This is a genomic window from Delftia sp. RIT313 (assembly GCF_000632165.1).
Taxonomy (GTDB): domain Bacteria; phylum Pseudomonadota; class Gammaproteobacteria; order Burkholderiales; family Burkholderiaceae_C; genus Comamonas; species Comamonas acidovorans.
Genome location: NZ_JFYT01000043.1, coordinates 1 through 22,456 on the forward strand (window position 1 = coordinate 1; position 22,456 = coordinate 22,456).

Annotated in this window: 20 protein-coding genes; 11 read left to right on the plus strand and 9 right to left on the minus strand. The window is 68.2% G+C overall.

Going from position 1 to position 22,456, the window contains the following annotated elements; translation table 11 throughout:
• From BW39_RS11560 to BW39_RS11570, 3 genes are all read right to left on the minus strand, one after another.
• Positions 1 to 361 (minus strand): MlaD family protein (locus BW39_RS11560; protein WP_043821849.1); only part of this gene is annotated, 361 nt, incomplete at its 3' end.
• A gap of 198 nt (positions 362 to 559) precedes the next feature.
• Entirely contained in the window at positions 560 to 1,363 is an 804-nt protein-coding gene (locus BW39_RS11565; protein ID WP_016448536.1) for an ABC transporter ATP-binding protein, read from the minus strand.
• On the minus strand, positions 1,363 to 2,493 hold the full coding sequence (locus tag BW39_RS11570; RefSeq protein WP_012202304.1) for an MlaE family ABC transporter permease: 1,131 nt from the start codon (positions 2,491 to 2,493) through the stop codon (positions 1,363 to 1,365). Before BW39_RS11570 ends, BW39_RS11565 begins: the two co-directional genes overlap by 1 nt.
• 321 nt (positions 2,494 to 2,814) lie before the next feature.
• On the opposite strand from BW39_RS11570, the gene BW39_RS11575 reads away from it, so the two are divergent.
• The gene (locus tag BW39_RS11575) at positions 2,815 to 4,542 is read left to right on the plus strand and encodes a GMC family oxidoreductase (RefSeq protein WP_043821851.1); all 1,728 of its coding nucleotides are present in this window, start codon (positions 2,815 to 2,817) and stop codon (positions 4,540 to 4,542) included.
• Here BW39_RS11575 and BW39_RS11580 read toward each other — a convergent pair.
• Positions 4,539 to 5,462, minus strand: a complete 924-nt coding sequence (locus tag BW39_RS11580) for a LysR family transcriptional regulator (protein ID WP_043821852.1) — start codon at positions 5,460 to 5,462, stop codon at positions 4,539 to 4,541. The genes BW39_RS11575 and BW39_RS11580 overlap by 4 nt on opposite strands.
• Positions 5,463 to 5,561: 99 nt before the next feature.
• On the opposite strand from BW39_RS11580, the gene BW39_RS11585 reads away from it, so the two are divergent.
• The 5 genes from BW39_RS11585 to BW39_RS11605 all read left to right on the plus strand — a co-directional run bounded on the left by BW39_RS11585 (position 5,562) and on the right by BW39_RS11605 (position 10,271).
• Positions 5,562 to 6,590: a zinc-dependent alcohol dehydrogenase family protein gene (locus tag BW39_RS11585; RefSeq protein WP_235264198.1), complete on the plus strand. Its 1,029-nt coding sequence runs from the start codon at positions 5,562 to 5,564 to the stop codon at positions 6,588 to 6,590.
• Positions 6,591 to 6,887: 297 nt separating this feature from the next.
• Positions 6,888 to 7,646 (plus strand): sulfite exporter TauE/SafE family protein, encoded by a 759-nt coding sequence (locus tag BW39_RS11590; RefSeq protein ID WP_013800226.1) that lies wholly within the window; start codon positions 6,888 to 6,890, stop codon positions 7,644 to 7,646.
• A gap of 251 nt (positions 7,647 to 7,897) precedes the next feature.
• Entirely contained in the window at positions 7,898 to 8,668 is a 771-nt protein-coding gene (locus BW39_RS11595) for an ABC transporter substrate-binding protein (protein ID WP_043821856.1), read from the plus strand.
• A gap of 65 nt (positions 8,669 to 8,733) precedes the next feature.
• A complete protein-coding gene (locus BW39_RS11600; RefSeq protein WP_012202298.1) occupies positions 8,734 to 9,516 on the plus strand; it encodes an amino acid ABC transporter permease in 783 nt (260 codons plus the stop codon).
• Positions 9,513 to 10,271: an amino acid ABC transporter ATP-binding protein gene (locus BW39_RS11605; RefSeq protein ID WP_012202297.1), complete on the plus strand. Its 759-nt coding sequence runs from the start codon at positions 9,513 to 9,515 to the stop codon at positions 10,269 to 10,271. The genes BW39_RS11600 and BW39_RS11605 overlap by 4 nt, the downstream gene beginning before the upstream one ends.
• A gap of 68 nt (positions 10,272 to 10,339) precedes the next feature.
• On the opposite strand, the gene mrdA is transcribed toward BW39_RS11605, so the two are convergent.
• The 4 genes from mrdA to BW39_RS11625 form a co-directional block, all read right to left on the minus strand.
• Positions 10,340 to 12,385 carry a penicillin-binding protein 2 gene (gene mrdA, locus BW39_RS11610; RefSeq protein WP_043821858.1) on the minus strand — a complete coding sequence of 682 codons (2,046 nt, stop codon included), beginning with the start codon at positions 12,383 to 12,385 and terminating at the stop codon, positions 10,340 to 10,342.
• 13 nt (positions 12,386 to 12,398) lie between these two features.
• Positions 12,399 to 12,917 (minus strand): rod shape-determining protein MreD, encoded by a 519-nt coding sequence (gene mreD, locus BW39_RS11615; protein ID WP_013800223.1) that lies wholly within the window; start codon positions 12,915 to 12,917, stop codon positions 12,399 to 12,401.
• Positions 12,914 to 13,987, minus strand: coding sequence for a rod shape-determining protein MreC (mreC, locus tag BW39_RS11620; RefSeq protein WP_043821860.1), 1,074 nt, complete (start codon positions 13,985 to 13,987; stop codon positions 12,914 to 12,916). The genes mreD and mreC overlap by 4 nt, the downstream gene beginning before the upstream one ends.
• A gap of 184 nt (positions 13,988 to 14,171) precedes the next feature.
• On the minus strand, positions 14,172 to 15,215 hold the full coding sequence (locus tag BW39_RS11625) for a rod shape-determining protein (RefSeq protein ID WP_012202293.1): 1,044 nt from the start codon (positions 15,213 to 15,215) through the stop codon (positions 14,172 to 14,174).
• Positions 15,216 to 15,427: 212 nt separating this feature from the next.
• Between BW39_RS11625 and gatC the strand changes: the two genes are divergently transcribed.
• Genes gatC through gatB form a run of 3 tightly spaced genes read left to right on the plus strand, consistent with a single transcriptional unit; the run spans position 15,428 to position 18,728 of the window.
• Positions 15,428 to 15,727 carry an Asp-tRNA(Asn)/Glu-tRNA(Gln) amidotransferase subunit GatC gene (gatC, locus tag BW39_RS11630; protein ID WP_012202292.1) on the plus strand — a complete coding sequence of 100 codons (300 nt, stop codon included), beginning with the start codon at positions 15,428 to 15,430 and terminating at the stop codon, positions 15,725 to 15,727.
• 52 nt (positions 15,728 to 15,779) lie between these two features.
• Positions 15,780 to 17,276, plus strand: a complete 1,497-nt coding sequence (gene gatA, locus BW39_RS11635; protein WP_043821862.1) for an Asp-tRNA(Asn)/Glu-tRNA(Gln) amidotransferase subunit GatA — start codon at positions 15,780 to 15,782, stop codon at positions 17,274 to 17,276.
• A gap of 6 nt (positions 17,277 to 17,282) precedes the next feature.
• Positions 17,283 to 18,728 (plus strand): Asp-tRNA(Asn)/Glu-tRNA(Gln) amidotransferase subunit GatB, encoded by a 1,446-nt coding sequence (gene gatB, locus BW39_RS11640; protein ID WP_043821864.1) that lies wholly within the window; start codon positions 17,283 to 17,285, stop codon positions 18,726 to 18,728.
• Between the two features lie 45 nt (positions 18,729 to 18,773).
• On the opposite strand, the gene BW39_RS11645 is transcribed toward gatB, so the two are convergent.
• Positions 18,774 to 19,745: a tripartite tricarboxylate transporter substrate binding protein gene (locus BW39_RS11645; RefSeq protein ID WP_043821867.1), complete on the minus strand. Its 972-nt coding sequence runs from the start codon at positions 19,743 to 19,745 to the stop codon at positions 18,774 to 18,776.
• A 127-nt stretch (positions 19,746 to 19,872) separates the two neighbouring features.
• On the opposite strand from BW39_RS11645, the gene BW39_RS11650 reads away from it, so the two are divergent.
• Both BW39_RS11650 and BW39_RS11655 read left to right on the plus strand, forming a co-directional pair.
• A complete protein-coding gene (locus BW39_RS11650) occupies positions 19,873 to 21,096 on the plus strand; it encodes a serine hydrolase domain-containing protein (RefSeq protein WP_043821869.1) in 1,224 nt (407 codons plus the stop codon).
• 163 nt (positions 21,097 to 21,259) lie between these two features.
• Positions 21,260 to 22,450, plus strand: coding sequence for an HPP family protein (locus BW39_RS11655; RefSeq protein ID WP_235264199.1), 1,191 nt, complete (start codon positions 21,260 to 21,262; stop codon positions 22,448 to 22,450).
• The last annotated feature ends 6 nt before the right edge of the window (positions 22,451 to 22,456 follow it).

Sequence of the window (22,456 nt, forward strand, 5' to 3'; positions counted from 1 at the left end):
GTTGGGGCTGGGGCTGGTCTGCATCATCGAGCTGCACATGGGCCAGGCCCGTGACGCCCTGGTAGCCCAGCACGGCGAACGTGGTGGGCGTGATGGGCGTGTTCACACCGATGGCGATGCGGATCAGCACATTGCCATTGGTCTGCGGATCGAACCCGATCCGCGTGACCTTGCCCACCGCCACGCCCTTGTAGCGCACGGCAGCCTGGGCCTGCAGCCCGCTGATGCCGTCCTTGGTGGACAGCTCGTACTCGTTGTACTGCCGCGTATCCCGCGTCAGCCAGATCGCCAGCCCCGCCAGCAGGGCCGCCACGACCAGCACGAAAATGCCGGCCGCCATGGCATGTGATTTGTTTTCCATATCAATGGTCCATAACGTTGAGCCCAGCAAAACAAGGCATGGGGCCACAGCCCCAAGGGCCAGCACTCAGGGCGCGGCCTTCAAAACCGGCGCGCCCCAAGGCAAGGGACACCGAGCAAGGGCCGCCCCGCCGCGAGGGTGTCGTCCCCCCCCGCAAAGCGAGAGGGGGGAAGGCGCGAAGCGACTCAGGGGGGCTTCTCATACCGTGCTCATCGCGCGCCTGCCGCGCTCCCCCTGGAAGAAATGCTCGATGAACGGATGCTTGAACTCGGCCACCTCGCGCGGCGGGCCGCTGACCAGCACCTTCTTCTCGGCCAGCACGGCCACGCGCGAGGACAGGGCGAACAGCGTGTCCAGGTCGTGCGTGACCATGATGACGGTCAGGCCCAGCTCGGCACGCAGCTCGCGCAGCAGTTCGCAGAATTCGTCGGAGCTGGTGGGGTCCAGGCCGGCCGTGGGCTCGTCGAGCAGCAGCAGGGGCGGGTCCATGATCAGCGCCCGCGCCAGCGCCACGCGCTTGATCATGCCGCCCGAAAGATCGGCCGGCATGCGCGAGGCATGCTCGGGCTTGAGGCCCACCATCTGCAGCTTGACCAGGGCCGCGTCGCGCACCAGTTCGTCGGGCAGCGTGCCCTGCTCGCGCAGCGCGAAGGCCACGTTGTCCAGCACGCTGAAGGCCGAGTACAGCGCCCCATGCTGGAACAGCATGCCCACGCGGCTGGCGGCGCCCTCGCGGCCCATTTCGCTGGCCGGGCGGCCCAGCACTTCGACACGGCCCTTGGTGGGCTCCAGCAGCCCCAGCATCTGGCGCAGCAGCACGGTCTTGCCCGTGCCCGAGCCGCCGACGATGGACAGCATCTCGCCGCGCTGCACATCCAGGTCCAGGTCCTGGTGCACGGCAAAGGCGTTCTCGCCTTCGCCGAACACGCTCCACAGCCCGGCGATGCGCACGATGGGCTCGTCGGCTGCGGGCGTGGAGGAGGTTTCGGTGTCCATGGCCATCAGATTCCGACATCTTTGAAAAGGATTGCGAAGATCGCATCCACCACGATGACCATGGTGATGGCCGTCACCACCGAGGCCGTCGTGCCCTTGCCCAGGCTCTGCGTATTGGGCTCCACGCGCAGGCCCCAGTGGCAGCCGATCAGGGCGATGAGGGCGCCGAAGACCACGGATTTGCCCATGGCGATCCAGAGGTTGCCGATCTTCACGGCGGCAGGCAGGGCCTCGGCAAAGTAGGCGCCCGTGACGCCCATGGTGAGGTCGGCCGCGAGCATGCCGCCGGCCAGCGCGGCCAGCGTGGTCCACAGCGAGACCAGGGGCATGGCGATGGCCAGCGCCAGCGCGCGCGGCAGCACCAGGCGAAAGCCGTGCGGTATGCCCATGACCTGCATGGCATCCAATTCCTCGGTCACGCGCATGACGCCGATCTGGGCGGTGATGGCCGAGCCCGTGCGGCCCGCCACCAAAATGGCCGCCAGCAGCGGACCCAGCTCGCGGATCAGCGAGATGCCCAGGATGTTGACGATGAAGGATTCAGCCCCGAACTGGCGCAGCTGCAGCGCCATCAGGTAGGCCAGCACCACGCCGATCAGAAAGCCCACCAGAGCCGTGATGGGCAGGGCCGTGGCGCCCATGGAGTAAAGATGGCCGGAGATGTCGCGCCAGGGGCCCCGGTGCGGCGCACGCGCAAAGCGCAGCAGGTCGATCAGCAACTGGCCGATGAGCCGCGTCATCTGCGCGAAATGGCCGCAGGCGTTGATCACCAGGCAGCCCAGGCTGTCGATGCGCTCCAGCAGGTTCAGGCGCGGGGGCGGCGGCGCAGGCTCCTTGGAGAAACGGCCCACGCGTTCGAGCATGGCACGCTGCGCATCGCTGGCCGCAAGACGCGCGGGCAGGCGACGGCCCCAGTGGTTCCACAGCAGCTGCGCGCCCACGTGGTCCAGCCAGTCCAGCCCTTCGAGGTTCCAGCCCAGGTCATCGCCCTTGGCATCGGCCAGCTGCGCACGCAGCTTGCGCCACTGCGCCCGCCGGCCCAGCTCGGCCGCGCCCCAGGAGCCGGTCAGCAACGCCCACTGGCCGTCGTTGTCGCGGCGCAGGCTGCATTGGGGGGGATTGTTGAGGGCAGACAAGTGCGGAAAGTCCTTGGGGGTTGCGAAGGCGGGGCGCGCAGGCAGGGCCGGGCGGCATTGCAGCCAAGACCGCAGGATAACCGAGCGGCACGGGCCGCAGATTGCCTGGCGGCGCCGTGCGCACGACAGCTTTGCCCTACGCGTGCAATTTTTATCAAAAAACCAGCGCGACAGCCATGACTGCTGCATGCGATGCTGCAAAAAAAGGAGTCCAGCGCGCTTTCCCTCTCGACAGTGCGCATGCCGTCCGCACAATGGGCCGAAGCACCAACCCCAGCTCCCAAGGACGTTCCGGCCCGCAGCGGACGCCCGCCCATCTCCATGAGCAACACCACCTTCGACTACATCGTCATCGGCGCCGGCACGGCGGGCGCCCTCCTGGCCAATCGGCTTTCGCGCGATGGCCGCAGCCGCGTGCTGCTGATCGAGGCGGGCGCCAAGGACGACTACCACTGGATCCACATCCCCGTGGGCTACCTGTACTGCATCGGCAATCCGCGCACCGACTGGCTCTACCAGACCGAGCCCGACGCAGGGCTCAACGGCCGCAGCCTGCGCTATCCGCGCGGCAAGACGCTGGGCGGCTGCTCCAGCATCAACGGCATGATCTACATGCGCGGCCAGGCCCGCGACTACGACGGCTGGGCCGAGCTGACCGGGGACGACGCCTGGCGCTGGGACCAGGTGCTGCCGGCCTTCCGCCAGCATGAAAGCCATTGGCGGCTCGATGCCGGCGTCAATGCCGATGCGGGCTTTCGTGCCCTGCACGGCGGCACGGGCACAGGCGGCAGCGCTGAATGGCGCGTGGAGCGGCAGCGCCTGCGCTGGGACATCCTGGACGCCTTTGCCGAAGCCGCGCAGCAGGCCGGCATTCCGGCCACCGAGGACTTCAACGGCGGCAGCAACGAGGGGGTGGGCTACTTCGAGGTCAACCAAAAGGGCGGCCTGCGCTGGAACACCGCCAAGGCCTTCCTGCGGCCCACCTGCTATGGCCGCCCCAATTTCGAGCTGTGGACCCATGCCCAGGTCAGCCAGCTGCTGTTCGAACAGCTGCCCGCCGGCGGCCTGCGCTGCAGCGGCGCCCAGGTCTGGACCGGCTCGGAAATGGTCAACGTGCAGGCAAGCCAGGAGGTGCTGCTGTGCGCGGGCGCCGTCAACTCCCCGCAGATCCTGCAGCTGTCGGGCATCGGCCCGGGCGCGCTGCTGCAGAACCACGGCATTGCCGTGCGCCACGACCTGCCCGGCGTGGGCGAGAACCTGCAGGACCATCTGCAGATCCGCTCGGTCTACAAGATCAAGGGCGCGCGCACGCTGAACACCATGGCCAATTCGCTGTGGGGCAAGGCCGGCATCGGCCTGGAATACCTGCTGCGCCGCAGCGGGCCGATGAGCATGGCGCCCTCCCAGCTGGGGGCCTTCACGCGCAGCAGCCCGCAGCAGGCGCACCCCAATATCCAGTACCACGTGCAGCCGCTGTCGCTGGACGCCTTCGGTGAGCCGCTGCACGGTTTTCCGGCCTTCACGGCCAGCGTCTGCAACCTCAATCCCACGAGCCGGGGCACGGTGCGCATCCACAGCGGGGACTTCCGCCAGGCGCCTGCCATCGCGCCGCACTACCTGTCCACACCCGAGGACCGGCAGGTGGCCGCCGACAGCCTGCGCGTGACGCGCCGCATCGTCGGCCAGAGCGCACTGGCGCGCTTCGCCCCCGAGGAATGGAAGCCCGGCGTGCAGTACCAGAGCGACGAGGATCTGGCGCGCCTGGCCGGCGACATCGCCACCACCATCTTCCACCCCGTGGGAACCACGAAGATGGGCCGCGCCGACGACCCCATGGCCGTGCTGGACAGCCGCCTGCGCGTGCGCGGCGTACAGGGCCTGCGCGTGATCGATGCAGGCGCCATGCCGCGCATCACCAGCGGCAACACCAACAGCCCGACGCTGATGATGGCGGAGAAGGCCGCCGGCTGGATTCTTGCGGACCGGCAAGGGCAGGGACAGGAGACCGCACGGGAGAGCACGGAACCGGCCGTTGCGCTGGCCGCCTAGGACTGCTCCTGCAGCAGCGGCGGAATCGCCGCCAGCAGCGCATCGATGGTCACGCGCAGCCGGTAGGGCAGAAAGCGCGTGCGCGGCCACAGCACATGCAGGGGAATGCGCGCGGCCGGCGCGTCGGGCAGCAGGCGCACCAGCGCCCCGCTGTCCAGCGCACTGCGCACCCGCCACAGCGGCATGTGGGCCAGACCCGCGCCCTGCAGCGTGGCCGTGGCGATGGTCTCTATGTCGTCAAAGCCCAGCGCCGGCTCCAGCACGGGCGCGGCCAGCGTCCCATCCTCACCGGCCAGCCACCAGGGGGCAGCGCGGCCGCTGCGCATATAGGCAATACAGCGATGCCCGGCCAGGTCGGCCACGCTGCGCGGCGCGCCATGGGCCTGCAGATAGGCGGGTGATGCGCACAGCACCATGGTTTGCATGCCAAGGCGCCGCGCAACCAGCCAGTCGCTGTCAGGCAGTTCCCCGCTGCGTATGGCCAGGTCGATGCCGTCATCGGCGAAGTCCAGCTGGCGGTCGGTGAAGCTGGCCTCGATGCGCAGGCGCGGATGCAGCTGCGCCAGCTCCAGCAGCAAGGGGGCCACGTGGTGGCGGCCGAAGACCACGGGTGCGCTGATGCGCAGCCGGCCCACCACTTCCCGCCGCCCGGCTTCCAGCATGTGCCGGGCGGCATCCAGGTCCTCCAGCGCCTGCGCGCAGCGCTCGTAGAACATCTGGCCGTCCTCGGTCAGCCCCAGGCTGCGCGTGGTGCGCACGAACAGCCGCGCGCCCAGGCGCTCTTCCAGCCGCGCCACGGCCTTGCCAACGGCCGAGCGCGTAAGGCCCAGGCGCTCGGCCGCCTGGGCGAAGCTGCCGGCCTCGGCCGAGGCGACGAAAGCGCTGACGCCTGCCAGCCTGTCATTTGCAATTGGTTCCATAAATTCTACAAACCATAGCCTAAATTGAATCAATGCAATTATGAAGGAATCAATAGACTGAAGTCCTGTTTGATACCTGCCTCGAAAGGACCGCCTTCCATGACCGTGCCTGCGTCTTCCCCATTCATGCAGCAATGGCAACTGCCCGCTCTGGGCCATGAAAACCTGCAGCTGGTGCAAGTACCCATTCCCGAGCCCGGGCGGGGCCAGGTACTGGTGCGCGTGCATGCGGCATCGCTGAACTACCGCGATCTGCTGATCCTGCGCGATGGCATGGGCATGGTGCCTGCCCTGCCCCTGGTGCCCGGCTCGGACATGGCTGGCGAGGTGGTCGCCCTCGGCCCGGGCGTCGCGGAGTTCGCGGTTGGCGACGCCGTGATCAGCACCTTCTTCTCCGGCTGGCAGGACGGCGTGCAGCCGCGCACCAGCCTGCCGCTGGGCTCGCCCGGGCCGGGCATGCTGTCGGAATACGTGGTGCTGGGCGAAGACAACCTGGTCGCCGCGCCCCTTCAGCTGGACTTTGCGCAGGCCAGCACCCTGACGTGCGCGGGCGCAACCGCCTGGTTCGCGCTGGCCGAGTCCGCGCCTACTCGGCCCGGCGACACCGTGGTCATCATGGGCACGGGCGGCGTGGCGCTGTTCGCCATGCAGATTGCCCATGCGCAGGGTGCGCGCGTGGTGGTGGTTTCCGGCAGCGACGACAAGCTGGCGCGGGCTGCGCAGCTCGGAGCAGACCACGGCATCCACCGCCACCGCACGCCCGACTGGGCCGCCGAAGTGCGCGCCCTCACGGGAGGGCGAGGTGCCGACCATGTGCTGGAACTGGCCGGAGGGGATAACTTCGGCCGCTCACTATCGGCCCTGGCACAGGGCGGTCGCGTGTCGGTGATCGGCAATCTGCAGGGCGATGAGCTGCGCGGCTCGGTCTATCCGCTGCTGCTGGGGCGCGCCACCGTTCAGGGCATCGGCGTGGCACACCGGCGTGCGCTGCAGGATCTGGTGCGGGCCGTGGACTGGCTGAAGCTGCAACCTGTGATCGACAGCGAATACGCGCTGGCCGATCTGCCGGCAGCCCTGAAGCATCTGGAGCGGGGTGCTTTCGGCAAGCTGGTGCTGCGCATGCGCTGAACGTCCGGCAACCGACAATCATCGCTCCAGCCCTTTGCTGGTGCAATCCCGCACTTTTGCGGTAACTGCGGGAAATCCCCGATGCACCACCCAGGTGCGACCATTAAAGTCCACCCACTCTCGCGGCACCACAGTGCTGCACAAGAGGGGCCGAGGAGACAACTCGTACACAACCAGATCAACATTCATAAATAGCATCTCAAGATGCATTTCCCAGAGCGCCGGCAAGTCCGGCGCTTTTTTTATGCCTGCGGCCAGCCTGCTGCGGCACCTGGGCGGTGCGACAATCGCCGCCCTATGGAATGGATCATCGTCTCGCTGGCCTCGATGCTGGCCGGCTTCGTGGACGCCATCGTGGGCGGCGGGGGCCTCATCTTGCTGCCCGCGCTGTTCGCCACCTTCCCCACCGCACCGCCCGCCACGCTGCTGGGCACCAACAAGAGCGCCTCGGTCTGGGGCACGGCCATGTCCACCTGGCAGTACGGCCGCAAGGTGCAGTTGCCCTGGCGCGCGATGATGCCGGCGGCCTGCGTGGGCATGGCGGGCTCCTTTGCGGGCGCCTGGGCCGTCACGCAGATCTCCCCCGATTTCCTGCGCCGGCTGCTGCCGCTGGTGCTGCTGGGCGTGCTGGTCTACACGTTGGCGCGCAAGGACATGGGCCGCCACCACACGCCGCACTATTCGGGCCGCGCCGAGACGCTGATCGCCTGCGCCATCGGCCTGGTGATTGGCTTCTACGACGGTTTCTTCGGCCCCGGCACGGGCAGCTTCTTCGTGTTCCTGTTCGTGCGGCTGATGGGCTATGACTTCCTGAACGCGTCGGCCTCGGCCAAGCTGCTGAACATGGCCACCAACCTGGCGGCGCTGGCGCTGTTCGCGCTCAAGGGCCATATCTGGTGGCACCTGGCCGTGCCCATGGCGGTGGCCAATGTGCTGGGCGCCATGCTGGGCACGCACATGGCCCTGCGCCATGGAACGGGCTTTGTGCGCGGCATTTTCATCGGCGTGGTGAGCCTGCTGATCCTCAAGACCGGCTACGACGCCTTCATCGCCTGAGCACGGGCCAGCGGCGTTCGCAACACCTGCCATCGGCGTTGGCGACGGCAACCTTCTATAATTGCCGACTTTTCGCCTTGAGCTGCGGCGGCTGGTGCATGTCGCACCCCTGCCAGCGGCCGTACCCGACCAGCCGACCAGCCGCAAAAAACCGGCCCCGCCGTCCATGGCCCATGCACTGATGCGTGCCTTGGCGCTTTCTTCATGCTGCGGCGCCGGGGTCAGGTCTTGAGCGACAGCCCAGGAGTTCCATGAAACGCTTTACCGTCATCGCCGCCGCCGCGCTGGCCCTGTGGACCGCCGCCGGCGTTCAGGCCCGCCCCTTCGACGCCATCCAGAAGGAAGGCACGCTGCGCCTGGCCACCGAGGGCTACTACGCGCCCTTCGCCCATTTCGAGGGCAAGCAGCTGACCGGCTTCGAAGTCGAGCTGGCCCAGATGATGGCCGCCAAGATGGGCGTGAAGTACGAGTGGAAGACCATCAGCTTCGACGCCCTGCTCACCGGCCTGCAGCAGGACCGCTGGGATCTGGTGATCTCCTCGCACGGCATCACGCCCGAGCGCGAGAAGGCCGTGACCTTCACCCAGCCCCACTACTGCTCTGGCGCCATCGTGATGTCGCTGGACCCGGCCATCCGCTCGGGCAAGGACCTGGCGGGCAAGACGGTGTCGGTGCAGACCGGCACCACCTATATGCAGTACATGGAGAAGAACCTGCCCGGCATCAAGCGCCTGGTCAACTTCCCCACCAACGAGGCCGCCCGCAATGCGCTGCTGTCCAAGCGGGTGGACGCCTGGGTGACCGAACGCTTCATTGCCAAGGAACTGCAGCAAAAGAACCCCAATGCCCAGCTCAAGCAGGGCGAGTTGCTGCTGGTCGAGCGCATTGCCGCCGCCGTGGCCAAGGACAACAAGTCGCTGGCCGATGCCTGGAACAAGGCCTTCAAGGAAGCCCTGGCCGACGGCAGCTACGCCAAGCTGTCGCAGAAATACTTCCACGAAGACATCCGCTGCCCTGACTGAGGCCCCGGGCAGATCTGCCCGACCGGCGCCCACTTGCAGGGCGCCTTTTTGTTTCTAGCCCACCTATGCTTACCGTCCTCTGGCCCGCCCACTGGAGCCGCTCGCAGCGCAGCAACGCCACCCTGGTCACGGCCCTGCTGCTGATGGTGCTCGTGGTTTCGCTGCTGGGGCAGTTGCTGTCCCTGCTGCCCGAGCCCATAGGCTCCAATGCCGACACCTTCGCCGAAGGCGCGCGCACCACGCTGTACCTGACGCTGGTCAGCGGCGCCGCCGGCTTGGTGCTGGGCATCGCCGCCGCGCTGGCGCGCACCTCGCGCACGGCCGCCCTGCGCTGGGCCGCGGGCTTCTACGTCTGGGCGATCCGCGGCACGCCGCTGCTGGTGCAGATCCTGTTCATCTACTTCGCGCTGCCGGTGCTGATCCCGGGCCTGAACCTGCCCGACTTCGCAGCCGCCTGCATTGCACTGGCGCTGAACGTGGGCGCCTACAACGCCGAAGCCGTGCGCGCCGGCCTGCAGGCCGTGCCGCGCGGCCAGGCCGAGGCCGCACGCGCCCTGGGCCTGCCGCGCATCTGCGTCTTCATGGACGTGGTGTTCCCGCAGGCCTTCAAGATCTCGCTGCCGCCGCTGGTGAGCAACTTCGTGGCCCTGCTCAAGGATTCGTCGCTGGCGTACGCCATCGGCGTGGTGGAGCTGACCAATGTGGGCAACCGCATCCAGTCGGCCACCTTCCAGCCCGTGGAGACCCTGGTCACCGTGGGCGTGACCTACCTGGTGCTGACCACGCTGGTGACCCAGGTCACGGCTGCCGTGGAGTACCGCTTCGACGTGGAGGGCCGCCACAAATGAGCGCCGACAAGCTGGCACGGGGCATGCCCTACATCGTGGCCGAGAAGGTCACCAAGTCCTTCGGCAGCCACCAGGTGCTCAAGGGCGTTTCCACGCAGTTCTGCACGGGCGAGGTGACGGTGATCATCGGCGCCTCGGGCTCGGGCAAGTCCACGCTGCTGCGCGCCATCAACCGGCTGGAGCCGCACGACGGCGGGCGCATCACCATCGACGGCGTCGAAGTCACCGACAACGAAGCCACGCTGCAAAAGCAGCGCTGCGAAGTGGGCATGGTGTTCCAGCAGTTCAACCTGTTCGGCCACATGACGGTGCTGGACAACGTGACCCTGGCGCCGCGCCGCATCCACAAGACGCCGCGCGCCCAGGCCAATGCCAAGGCCATGGCCCTGCTGGAGCGCGTGGGCATGCAGGCCCATGCCCACAAGTACCCGTGGCAGCTGTCGGGCGGCCAGCAGCAGCGCGTGGCCATTGCCCGCGCCCTGGCCATGGAGCCGCAGGTGATGCTGTTCGACGAGCCCACCAGCGCGCTGGACCCGGAGATGGTGCAGGAAGTGCTGGACGTGATGCGCGAGCTGGCACGCGGCGGCATGACCATGATCGTGGTCACCCACGAAATGGGCTTCGCCCGCGAGGTCGCCGACCGCGTGATGTTCTTCGACCAGGGCTGCATCGCCCACGAGGCACCGCCCGCCGAGTTCTTCGGCAACCCGGCCAGCGAGCGGATCGCGGCGTTCATCGGGCGCATGGGGCATTGAGGCCCGGGCCTGCGCACGCAGGCTGCTCAAGAAAACAAAGAGCCGGCAATGCCGGCTCTTTTGCTTTCTCAATCCTCCAGCTCGCCAGCAGACGGCGGCGGCAGCGCGGCAGCGCGGTTGGATGCCACGGGCACCGATGCCTCGGGCGGCTCGTAGCGCGGCAGGCCGGGCAGGTTCACGGTTTCTGCGTCCAGCGTGATTTCGGAGACGCGGCGCGGGGCGCCTATGGGCACGCCGGCCTGGCCCTTGCGCATGGCGGCCATGTCCTCCAGGCTGGGGTAGCGGCCCAGCAGCCAGTAGTCGAACACGCGGCGTGCCAGCGGCGCGGCAGCGGCGGCGCCAAAGCCGGCGTTCTCCACGATGACGGCGACGGCGATGGTGGGGTTGTCGGCCGGCGCGTAGGCGATGTACAGCGAGTGGTCGCGCTGGAACTCGGACAGTCGCGAGGCGTTGTACTTCTCGTTCTGGCGCACGCCCACGGCCTGGGCCGTGCCGGTCTTGCCGGTGGAGGTGTAGGGTGCATTGCCGAAGATGCCGCGCGAGGTGCCCTCCACCGTCACGGCGGCCACGGCGGCGCGCACGGCTTCCACGTTCTCGGGCTTGTAGCCCATGCTGGTGCCGGGGTCCTTGTTGATGGCCGAGAACTGCTGCGTCACGGCATCGACACGTCCCACGGCCAGGTGGGGCCGGTGCTTGACGCCCTTGGCCGCCAGCGTGGACATGGCGTTGGCCAGCTGCAGGATGGTGAAGTTGTTGTAGCCCTGGCCGATGCCCAGCGAGATGGTCTCGCCCGCGTACCACTTCTTCTGCTCGGGCCGCTTGTAGGTGTTGCGCTTCCACTCGGTGCTGGGCAGCACGCCGCGCGCCTCGCCGCGCACGTCGATGCCGGTGATCTGGCCGAAGCCCAGCGGCTTCATGTAGTCGTGGATCATGTCCACGCCCATGTCGTTGGCCAGCATGTAGTAGTACACGTTGGACGACTTGATGATGGAGCGGCGCAGGTTGGTCGGCCCGTTGGGGTGGCCCGAGCGGAAGGTGTGGCCGCCGAAGGTCCAGCTGCCGTTGTCCATGATGGTGGTGTCGGGGCGGCGCTTGCCCGACTCCAGCGCGGCAATCGCCATGAAGGGCTTGTAGGTGGAGCCCGGCGGATAGGTGCCCCGCAGCGCGCGGTTGAGCAGCGGGCGGTTGATGGATTCGTTGAGCGCGGCCCAGCTTTCCTGGTCGATGCCATCGACGAAGAGATTCAGGTCGAAGGTCGGGCGGCTGACCATGGCCAGCAGTTCGCCGCTGCGCGGATCGATGGCCACCAGGGCGCCACGGCGGTCGCCGTACAGCTCCTCCACCATGCGCTGCAGCTTGATGTCCAGCGACAGCACCAGGCTGTCGCCGGGCGTGGCGGGGCGGCTGCCGAGCTTGCGCACGGCATGGCCGCCGGCCGAGGTTTCCATCTCTTCCCAGCCGGTCTGGCCGTGCAGGTCGGTTTCGTAGCTCTGCTCCACGCCCAGCTTGCCGATGACGTCGGTGCCCCGGTAGTTGGCAGCGTCGTCGGAGTCTTCCAGCGCCTCTTTCTCGCGCTGGTTGATGCGGCCTATGTAGCCGATGACGTGGCTGGCCGTGTCCTGCATGGGGTAGGTGCGGAACAGCCGCGCCTTGATGTCCACGCCCGGGAAGCGGTAGCGCTGCGCGGCGAAGCGCGCGACCTCGTCATCGGTCAGGCGCGTGCGGATGGGCAGGGAGTCGAAGCTGCGGGAATCATCCACCAGGCGCTTGAACTTGCGGCGGTCGCGCGGCGTGATCTCGACGATCTCGGCCAGGCCGTCGATGGTCTCTTCAAGGTTGCCCGCGCGCGAGGGCATGATCTCCAGCGTATAGGCCGAGTAGTTGGTGGCCAGCACCACGCCGTTACGGTCCAGGATCTGGCCCCGGTTGGGCACGATGGGCACCACGGCCGTGCGATTGCTTTCGGCGCGCTCTGCCAGCTCCTCATGGCGCTGCACCTGCAGCACCAGCAAGCGAGCCACCACCAGCCCGAAGGCCAGCAGCACCACCACGCTCATCACCCATGCGCGCAACCTGAATCGCTGCAGCTCGGCTTCTGTATTGCGGATTTCCATCACGCGTCAAGCCTCACAGGGGACGGTTCTCGTCACTGTCCGGCGGACGGCGCTGCGGCGCCAGCAGCAGGCCGCTGACCAGGGGCCACAGCAGGGCCTCGATCAGGGGAGCCACCACCACCAGCGGGCCGGGCACGATGCCGCCGGCCACCATGCGCAGCAGCACCTGCAGGCCGTGCACGACGGCGAACAGGGGCAGCAGGTGCAGCGCCTGCACAGGCGTGGAGAACCAGGACAGGCGCCGGCCCATGGCGCCGGCCGCGAACACCAGCAGCGCATAGGCCAGAGCATGCTGGCCCAGCAGGGAGGAGCGGTCCACATCCATGCACAGGCCCAGCAAAAAGGCCACGCCCATGCCCACGCGCTGGGGCTGGTTCAGCGCCCAGAAGGCCAGCAGCACCATCAGCAGGTCGGGCTGCCAGGCCTGGCGGCCCAGCGGCAGCATGTTGAGTGCCAGCGCCGCCAGCAGGCTGACGACGATGAACAGGGGGTTGACCGGCAGCAGCAGCTGCTGGCCGCGCGGCATGATCATGCGGGCTCCTTCCTGGCGGAGGCGGGTGCGGCGGGAGCAGCGGGTGCGGCAGGCGTGGCCGGTGCATCTGTCTTGCCGGCCTTGCCGCCGTCCTTGGAGGCTTCCTTGCCCTTGCCGTCCTTGGCTTTGTCTTTTTCCTTGCCCTTGTCTTTTTCCTTGCCCTTGCCGGCGCGCAGGGGTTCTGCGGCGCCTTCGGCCTCGGGGTGGGTGGCGCGGTCCAGCGGCTTGAGCACCACCACGTGGCGCACGCCCTGCACGCGGCCCACGGGCTCGCAGTAGATGCGCGAGAAGGCCGAGTCGGCGCGGCGCTCCACCGAGACCACCTTGGCCACGGGCAGGCCCGGCGGGTACAGGCCATCGACGCCGCTGGTGGTCAGCAGGTCGCCTTCCTGGACATCGGCATTGCTGGGCATGAAGCGCAGCTCGATGCCGCCGGTGCGCAGCGGCGACGGATCGCCATAGGCCACGCTGCGCGCGCCGGTGCGCGGGTTGAAGACGGGAATGGCCTGGTCGCGGTCGATGAGCAGGGTGACCTCGGCACGCAGCGGATACACGCGCGTGACCTGGCCGACCACGCCCTTTTCATCGAGCACGGGCGAGCCCTGGTCGATGCCATCCACCTGGCCGCGGTCGATGACCACGCGGCGCGTATAGAGGTCGGGGCTGTCGTAGACCACCTCGGCAGCGGTGCCGGGCGTGGTGAGGCGATCGCGCAGCTGCAGCAGCTCGCGCAGGTGGTCGTTTTCCTGGATCAGCTCGTCGGCCAGCGATGCACGCTGGGCCATGGCCACCAGTTCCTTGCGCGCGGCCTGTTCGCGGGCCTGGGCATCGTCCAGCGAGCCCAGGTAGCGGCTGGCGTCGTGCACGGCCTGCACCGGCTTGAGCATCACCCATTGCACGGGGTACAGCACGGTGGCCACGGCCACGCGCACGGGATCGGTGATCCTGAAACGCGCGTCGGCCACCATCAGAAACAGCGCCAGGGCGCTGTACAGGGCCAGTTGCGAGACCCGCGAGGGCCGCCGCTTAAACAGCGAGGGCGCCGAGTGGTCCAGGGTATTGGGGTTCATGCGGCCCTCCCGCGTGGCAGGGCCTGCCCTGCCGCACTTGCTGCAGCCTGGAAAGCACGGGCCGGTCCCGGTGCGAAGGAAGGCAGGGCAAGCATGCAGGTCACCACGGAAGGGGGAGAAAAATCGTTGCAGTCAGACGGCTGCGGCCCCGGGCCCGCGACAACGGGCCCCGGCCTGCGCCGCATCAGTCGCTGGTGAAGATGCTGCCCTGGCGGTCCATGGTCTCCAGCGCCATGCCGCAGCCGCGCACCACGCAGGTCAGCGGCTCTTCGGCCACCAGCACGGGCAGGCCGGTTTCTTCGGCCAGCAGGCGGTCCAGGTCACGCAGCAGCGCGCCGCCGCCGGTGAGCATCATGCCGCGCTCGGCAATGTCGGCACCCAGCTCGGGCGGTGTCTGCTCCAGCGCGTTCTTGACGGCGCTGACGATCTGGTTGAGCGGATCGGTCAGGGCTTCCAGCACCTCGTTGGACGAGATGGTGAAGCTGCGCGGCACGCCTTCGGAGAGGTTGCGGCCCTTGACTTCCATCTCCTTGACTTCGGAGCCGGGGAAGGCCGAGCCGATGTTCTTCTTGATGGACTCGGCCGTGGGCTCGCCGATCAGCATGCCGTAGTTGCGGCGGATGTAGCTGATGATGGCTTCGTCGAACTTGTCGCCGCCCACGCGCACGGAACCCTTGTAAACCATGCCGCCCAGCGAGATCACGCCGACTTCGGTGGTGCCGCCACCGATGTCCACCACCATGGAGCCCGAAGCCTCGGACACCGGCAGGCCGGCGCCGATGCCGGCGGCCATGGGTTCCTCGATCAGGTAGACGGAGGTGGCGCCTGCCGCCTCGGCCGCGTCCTTGATGGCGCGGCGCTCGACCTGGGTGGAGCCGCAGGGCACGCAGATGATGATGCGCGGGCTGGGCGTGAGCACCGAGCGCGGATGCACCATCTTGATGAACTGCTTGATCATCTGCTCCGTGATGACGAAGTCGGCAATCACGCCGTCCTTCATCGGGCGGATGGCCTCGATGTTGCCGGGCACCTTGCCCAGCATGGCCTTGGCCTCGCGGCCCACCGCCTGGATCACCTTCTTGCCGTGCGGTCCGCCTTCGTGGCGGATGGCGACAACGGAGGGTTCGTCCAGAACAATGCCCTTGTCGCGGGCGAAAATCAGGGTGTTGGCTGTGCCAAGATCAATGGCAAGGTCGGTGGAGAAATACCGACGGAAAGCTCCGAACATTACGAGAGTCCTCTCAGGCACGGCATGCTCGTCGGCCTGCCATCGCCGGGATGAAAGTTAGGGAGTCTGGATGGGGTTGGCTTTTCGCACAATGACCGGCTCGGAGAGGGTATTGCGGCAAAGCCGAGATAATACCGTATCCCCTGTGAATAACTTCTACTGCCGGGGCTTGAAATACGGGTTTACATCCCGTTGCCCCCTTCAAAAATCCTATGGCACTGAACGCACAAGACATCGCACGCATCGCGAACCTGGCACGACTTGAGCTCTCCTCCACCGAGAGTGAGCGCATGCTAGGCCAGCTCAATGATTTTTTCGGCATCGTGGAGAAGATGCAGGCTGTGGATACTTCAGGCGTCAGCCCGCTGTCACATCCGGTCGCCGCCATCCAGGACATTGCCCTGCGTCTTCGCGAGGACATTGCCAGCGAGCCCGACCAGCGCGACGCCAACCAGCGCAGCGCACCGGCCGTCGAGCGCGGCCTGTTCCTGGTCCCCAAGGTGATCGAGTAAGCGCCGCGCGCCCTCGTCACTGGCATCCGTCCCCGTTTTCCGCACCCCATACATGACCCAGCAAACCACTGATCTGCACACGCTCGGCGTGTCGGCCCTGTCGGCCCTGCTGCGCGAGCGCAAGCTCGGCGCCGTCGAAGCCGCCCAGCATTTCCTGGCCCGCGCCCAGGCGCACCAGAACCTGGGCGCCTTCGTCAGCATCGACGAAGAGGCCACCCTGGCCCAGGCCCGCGCTGCCGACGCCCTGATTGCCCAGGGCAAGGGCGGCCGCCTGGCTGGCGTGCCCATTGCGCACAAGGACATCTTCGTCACGCGCGACTTCCCGACCACGGCCTCCAGCAAGATGCTGGCCGGCTACCGCTCGCCCTTCGACGCCACCGTGGTGACGCGCCTGGCCGAGGCCGGCGCCGTGACGCTGGGCAAGCTCAACTGCGATGAATTCGCCATGGGCTCGGCCAACGAGAACTCGGCCATCGCGCCCGTGGGCTTCGACGCCCCCGCGCCCGTGCGCAACCCCTGGAACACGGACCGCGTGCCCGGCGGCTCCTCGGGCGGCTCGGCCGTGGCCGTGGCCGCCGGCCTGGCGCCCGCCGTCACCGGCACCGACACGGGCGGCTCCATCCGCCAGCCCGCATCGTTTTGCGGCATCACCGGCATCAAGCCCACCTATGGCCGCGCCAGCCGCTACGGCATGATCGCCTTCGCCTCCAGCCTGGACCAGGCCGGTCCCATGGGCAAGAGCGCCGAGGACTGCGCCCTGCTGCTGTCCGAGATGTGCGGCCCCGACCTGGACCGCGACTCCACCAGCCTGGACGTGCCTGCCGAGGACTTCACGGCCCGCCTGAACGACGGCATCGAAGGCCTGCGCATCGGCATTCCTGCCGAGTTCTTCGGCGAAGGCCTGTCGGCCGACGTGCGCGCCGCCGTGGATGGCGCGCTCAAGGAATACGAGAAGCTGGGCGCCCGCCTGGTGCCCATCTCGCTGCCGCGCACCGAGCTGTCGATTCCCGTGTACTACATCCTGGCCCCGGCCGAGGCATCGTCCAACCTGTCGCGCTTCGATGGCGTGAAGTTCGGCCACCGCGCCAAGGACTACACGGACCTGGTGGACATGTACAAGAAGACCCGTGCCCAGGGCTTTGGCGACGAGGTCAAGCGCCGCATCATGATCGGCGCCTATGTGCTGTCCGAGGGCTACTACGACGCCTACTACCTGCAGGCGCAGAAGATCCGCCGCATGATCGCCGACGACTTCCAGGCCGCCTTCCAGCAGTGCGACGTGATCGCCGGCCCCGCCGCGCCCACCGTGGCCTGGCAGCTGGGCGGAAAGAGCGACCCGCTGGCCAACTACCTGGCCGACATCTTCACGCTGCCCGCATCGCTGGCCGGCCTGCCCGGCATGAGCGTGCCCGCAGGCTTTGGCGAGGCCGGCATGCCCGTGGGCCTGCAGCTGATCGGCAACTACTTCAAGGAAGGCCAGTTGCTCAACGCCGCCCACCGCTTCCAGCAGGCCACCGACTTCCACCTTCAAGCTCCGAAGGGCATCTGAGACCCCATGACCGCGAAACTCATCCAGGGCTATGAAGTCGTCATCGGCTTCGAGACCCACGCCCAGCTGGCCACCCAGTCCAAGATCTTCAGCCGCGCCAGCACCGCCTTCGGCGCCGAGCCCAACACCCAGGCCTGCGCCGTGGACATGGCGCTGCCCGGCACGCTGCCGGTGATGAACAAAAAGGCCGTCGAGTGCGCCATCCGGCTCGGCCTGGCGCTGGGCTCGCACATTGCGCCGCGCAGCATCTTCGCGCGCAAGAACTACTTCTACCCCGACCTGCCCAAGGGCTACCAGATCTCGCAGTTCGAGATTCCCGTGGTCCAGGGCGGCGAGGTGTCCTTCTTCCTCGGCGACGAGAAGAAGACCATCCGCCTGGTGCGCGCCCACCTGGAGGAAGATGCCGGCAAGTCGCTGCACGAGGACTTCATCGGCCAGTCGGGCATCGATCTGAACCGCGCCGGCACGCCGCTGCTGGAGATCGTGACCGAGCCCGACATCCGCAGCACGGAAGAAGCCGTGGCCTACGCCAAGACGCTGCACCAGATCGTGACCTGGATCGGCATCTGCGACGGCAACATGCAGGAAGGGAGCTTCCGCTGCGACGCCAACGTCTCCGTGCGCAAGCCCGGCCAGCCGCTGGGCACGCGCCGCGAGATCAAGAACCTCAACAGCTTCAAGAACATGCAGCTGGCCATCGACTACGAGATCCGCTGGCAGATCGAGGAAATCGAGGACGGCCGCCGCATCCAGCAGGCCACCGTGCTGTTCGACCCCGATACGGGCGAGACGCGCTCCATGCGCACCAAGGAAGACGCGGCCGACTACCGCTACTTCCCCGACCCGGACCTGCCGCCGCTGGTGGTCGCGCCCGAATGGGTGGAGCAGGTCAGGGCCGACATGCCCGAGCTGCCGCGCGCCATGGCCGCGCGCTTTGTCGAGCAGTACGCCCTGCCCGAGTACGACGCCACCACGCTGACGCAAAGCCAGGCCATGGCCGCCTACTTCGAGGACACGGCCCGGGCCTGCAATGCGCCCAAGCTGGCCAGCAACTGGATCATGGGCGAGATCTCGCGCCGCCTGAACACCGAGGAAATCGGCATGGAGGCCGCCAAGGTCTCCAGCGCCCAGCTGGCCGCGCTGATCAAGCGCATCGGCGACGGCACCATCTCCAACAACGCCGCCAAGCAGGTCTTCGAGGCGCTGTGGAGCGGTGAAGGCAGCGATGTCGATGCCATCATCGAGGCCAAGGGCCTCAAGCAGATGAACGACACGGGCGCCATGGAGAAGATCATCGACGAGGTGATCGCCGCCAACCCGGCCAACGTGGAGCAGTACCGCGCAGGCAAGGACAAGGCCTTCAACGCCCTGGTCGGCCAGGTCATGAAGGCCTCCAAGGGCAAGGCCAACCCGGCGCAGGTCAACGAGCTGCTCAAGGCCAAGCTGGCCTGACCGGCCGCAGCGGGCGCCCCCACGCGCTCCGGGGGGGCGCCTGCCTCAATCCACCGAGGCGCCCGACTGCCGCACGGCCTGGCCCCACTGCGTGATCTCGGAGGCCACGAAGGCATCCATCTCGCGGGGCGTGGTGGGCGCAGCCTCCGATCCCCGGTCGCTGATGAACTTGCGCATCTCGGGGCTGCGCAGGATGGCCACGGCCTCGCGGTTGAGCCGGTCTATCACTTCCTGCGGCGTGCCCCTGGGCGCCATCAGGCCCAGCCAGCCCACGGCCTCGAAGCCCCGGAACTCGGGCAGGCCCGATTCGGCAATGGCCGGCACCTCGGGCAGCTGGCTGGAGCGGGCGCTGGACGTCACGCCCAGCGGCACCGCCTTGCCCGCCTGGATATTGGGCAGGGCGGCCGTCACCGAATCCACCATCAGCGGCACCTGGCCGCCCACGAAGTCCGCCTGCGCGGGGCCGCTGCCCTTGTAGGGGATGTGCTCTATCTGTATCTTGGCGCGCGCCTTGACCATCTCGGCGCTCAGGTGCTGGGTGCCGCCGATGCCGGCGCTGGCGTAGTTCCAGCGGCCCGGCTCGGCACGCGCCTTGGCCACCAGATCTTTCATGGATTGGATGCCCGCACCCGGGTGCGCCAGGAACACCAGCGGCACCTTGGCGATCAGCGTGATGCCCACCAGGTCGGTGCGCGGGTCGAAATTCACCTTCTTGTACAGCGTCTGGTTCACGGCCATGGCACTGCCGGCCACGAGCAGCGTGTAGCCGTCGGCCGGGCTGCGCACCACCTGCTCGCTGCCGATGTTGCTGCCGGCCCCGGCCTTGTTCTCCACCACCAGCGGCTGGCCCAGCTTCTGGGCGAGCTTTTCCGCCAGCGCGCGCGCAAAGATGTCCGTGGCCTGCCCGGGCGGGAAGGGCACGACCAGGCGGATGGGCTTGTCGGGATAGGCGGCGCTGGCCGGCATGGCAAAGGCGGCGGCCGCGCAGGCTGCGGCGGCCAGAATGATCTGCTTCATGGTGTCGTTGTCTCCTGCGGGCCAGTTTAGCGGCGGCATGCCCGCTGCACCCGCACGCCGCTGTCCCGCAGCCAACAGCGCACCAGGCCATCTGCCGGAACAATCGGCGCACACCACAGGAGACTCCATGACCGCCAGCACCGACCGCCTGCACATCCCCGGCCTGCCCTGGGCCGACTCCCCTGAAACCGTGGGCCTGGGCAGCGCGCGCCTGGCGCGCCTGTCGGCCCGGCTGCAGCGCGGCGTGGACACCGGCGAGATCCCGGGCGCCGTGGCCCTGGTGGCGCGGCGCGGCAAGCTGGCCTACCTGGAGAGCTTCGGCCTGCTGGACCCCGAGGCCGGCACGGCCATGCGGCCCGATGCCATCTTCCGCATCGCCTCCATGAGCAAGCCCATCACCTCGCTGGCCATCATGATGCTGGCCGAGCAGGGGCGGCTGTCCATCATCGAGCCCGTGGAGCAGTACCTGCCCGAGCTGGCCGCGCTGCGCGTGGGCCTGGAGCGCGCGCCGCTGGCGCGCTCCATCACGCTGCAGGACCTGCTGCGCCACACCTCCGGCATTCCCTATGGATTCGCCGGCACCGAGCACCCCGTCAAGAAGATGTACCTGGATGCGGGCCTGTTCAGCGGCAAGTTCACCAATGCGCAGTTCATCACCAAGCTCGCGCAGCTGCCGCTGGTGGCCCAGCCCGGCGAGACCTGGGAATACGGCATGTCCACCGACGTGCTGGGCCGCGTGGTCGAGGTGGTCAGCGGCCAGACGCTGGCCGCCTTCGTGCGCGAGCACATCACCGGGCCGCTGGGCATGGCCGACACGGGCTTTCATGCACCCGACAGCGAGATCGCACGGGCCGCCCGGCCCCAGCCCGAAGGGCCGCAGAAACAGATGCCGCCCATCCCCCCGGTCACGCGCGCCATGATGTTCGAGTCGGGCGGCGGGGGCATGGTCTCGACCATGGCCGACTATGCGCGGCTGTGCCTGTTCTGGTGCAACGGCGGCACGCTGGACGGCGTGCGCCTGGTCTCGCGCAAGACCGTGGAGCTGATGACCACCAACCACCTGCCCGCCAGCGTGCGCATGGGGCCGGATATGGCGTATTTCGGCGCCCAGCTGCCCTCGCCCGAGGTGGGCCAGGGCTTCGGCCTGGGCTTTGCGGTGCGCACGGCGCCCGGCCTCAACCCGCTGCCGGGCAGCGTGGGCGATTTTTCATGGAGCGGCATCTACGGCACCTTCTTCTGGGTGGATCCGAAGGAGGATTTGTTCGCCATCCTCATGATGCAGTCCATGGCCCAGCGCATTCCCTACCGCTGGGTGATGCGCGAGGGCGTGTACCAGTCCGTGGTGGACTGAGCCGGCAGGCGCGCCGCACCGAAAGGGTGCAAAGCCCATGCTGCCAGCAAGAGCGGCGTCCCTTCCTAAAATGACGCGCTTTTGCAGCCCTGCCCCGGGGCCGCGCAGGCAAAGACAAAAAGACAACAAGGCCATGGGCTGGAACAGAAAAGCATGGGGGCCGGTGGTGCCACGCCCCGCGCCTGCGGACATGTGGCGCGTGGCCATGGGCTCCATCGTGGGCATGGGGCTGGCCACGGCCCTGGTCTGGCTGGCGCATGCGGGCACCTGGGATCTTCCCCTGCGCCTGTTCGCGCCACTGGGCGCCACGGCCGTGCTGCTGTTCGCCGTGCCCACCAGCCCGCTGGCCCAGCCCTGGTCCTGCGTGGTGGGCAATACGGTGTCGGCGCTCTGGGCCCTGTTCGTGCTGCAGTGGTGCCCGCCCCAGCTGGCCCCTGCACTGGCCGTGGGCGGCGCCATAGGCTGCATGCTGCTGACGCGCTCGCTGCACCCGCCAGGTGGCGCCATGGCCCTGCTGACGGTGCTCAACGCCAAGGCCTCGCTGGCCGCCGGCTGGATGCTGCCCTTTCTGCCCGTGGGCGCGCTGACACTGGGGCTGGTCCTGGCGGCCACGGCGCTCCACCGCGCCACGGGCCGGCGCTATCCCCACCATGCCGACACGGCGCCCAAGGCCGCGCCCGCCGATGCGGCCCATCGCCATGCCTCGCGCCTGGGCCTGTCCCATGCCGATCTGGAGGGGCTGCTGCTGCGCTTCGGCCAGGAAAACAACCTGGAAGCCGATGACCTGGCCGAGCTGCTGGCCGCCGCCGAGGAAACCGCCATCGAGCACCGGCTGGGCGGCGTGCGCTGCGCCCAGCTGATGACGCGCCATCCCGTGAGCTGCTCCATGGACGACGACGTGCACGCCGTGGCCGCACGCTTTCGCGCGCACCCGGCCAAGAGCCTGCCGGTGCTGGACGCCGATGGCGGCCTGGCCGGCACGGTCTCCCGCGCCGAGCTGTACGAGTGGCTGTGGATGAGCCCCGTGCGCCCGGCCGAATCTGCGGCAAAACCTTCTTTGTTGAACTGGCTGGGCCAGCGCCTGCCCGGCAAGACCCGGGCCGTGCCCCGCCTGTCGGAGCTGCCCCAGCTGGTTCATGCGCCTGAACTCAGCGTGGACGAAGACACGCCCGTGGGCCAGTTGCTGGACGCCCTGGCCCGGCACAGCGTGCCCTGCATTCCCGTGATGCGCGAAGGCCGGCTGACCGGCCTGATCACGCGCACGGATCTGATGCGGCTGCTGCTGCAGCCGGGCAGACAGGGCGACCCGGCAATGCGCCAGTTTCAGGAAGTGCGCCCAAGCGCAGCTTCCTGAAACCTG

What these genes read in the sequence shown, in the direction of transcription:
- BW39_RS11565 (WP_016448536.1), bottom strand. Translation starts at nt 1,363, where the DNA reads ATGGCCATGGACACCGAAACCTCCTCCACGCCCGCAGCCGACGAGCCC.
- BW39_RS11575 (WP_043821851.1), top strand. Translation starts at nt 2,815, where the DNA reads ATGAGCAACACCACCTTCGACTACATCGTCATCGGCGCCGGCACGGCG.
- BW39_RS11580 (WP_043821852.1), bottom strand. Translation starts at nt 5,462, where the DNA reads ATGGAACCAATTGCAAATGACAGGCTGGCAGGCGTCAGCGCTTTCGTC.
- BW39_RS11585 (WP_235264198.1), top strand. Translation starts at nt 5,562, where the DNA reads ATGACCGTGCCTGCGTCTTCCCCATTCATGCAGCAATGGCAACTGCCC.
- BW39_RS11590 (WP_013800226.1), top strand. Translation starts at nt 6,888, where the DNA reads ATGGAATGGATCATCGTCTCGCTGGCCTCGATGCTGGCCGGCTTCGTG.
- BW39_RS11595 (WP_043821856.1), top strand. Translation starts at nt 7,898, where the DNA reads ATGAAACGCTTTACCGTCATCGCCGCCGCCGCGCTGGCCCTGTGGACC.
- BW39_RS11600 (WP_012202298.1), top strand. Translation starts at nt 8,734, where the DNA reads ATGCTTACCGTCCTCTGGCCCGCCCACTGGAGCCGCTCGCAGCGCAGC.
- BW39_RS11605 (WP_012202297.1), top strand. Translation starts at nt 9,513, where the DNA reads ATGAGCGCCGACAAGCTGGCACGGGGCATGCCCTACATCGTGGCCGAG.
- mrdA (WP_043821858.1), bottom strand. Translation starts at nt 12,385, where the DNA reads ATGGAAATCCGCAATACAGAAGCCGAGCTGCAGCGATTCAGGTTGCGC.
- mreD (WP_013800223.1), bottom strand. Translation starts at nt 12,917, where the DNA reads ATGATCATGCCGCGCGGCCAGCAGCTGCTGCTGCCGGTCAACCCCCTG.
- mreC (WP_043821860.1), bottom strand. Translation starts at nt 13,987, where the DNA reads ATGAACCCCAATACCCTGGACCACTCGGCGCCCTCGCTGTTTAAGCGG.
- BW39_RS11625 (WP_012202293.1), bottom strand. Translation starts at nt 15,215, where the DNA reads ATGTTCGGAGCTTTCCGTCGGTATTTCTCCACCGACCTTGCCATTGAT.
- gatC (WP_012202292.1), top strand. Translation starts at nt 15,428, where the DNA reads ATGGCACTGAACGCACAAGACATCGCACGCATCGCGAACCTGGCACGA.
- gatA (WP_043821862.1), top strand. Translation starts at nt 15,780, where the DNA reads ATGACCCAGCAAACCACTGATCTGCACACGCTCGGCGTGTCGGCCCTG.
- gatB (WP_043821864.1), top strand. Translation starts at nt 17,283, where the DNA reads ATGACCGCGAAACTCATCCAGGGCTATGAAGTCGTCATCGGCTTCGAG.
- BW39_RS11645 (WP_043821867.1), bottom strand. Translation starts at nt 19,745, where the DNA reads ATGAAGCAGATCATTCTGGCCGCCGCAGCCTGCGCGGCCGCCGCCTTT.
- BW39_RS11650 (WP_043821869.1), top strand. Translation starts at nt 19,873, where the DNA reads ATGACCGCCAGCACCGACCGCCTGCACATCCCCGGCCTGCCCTGGGCC.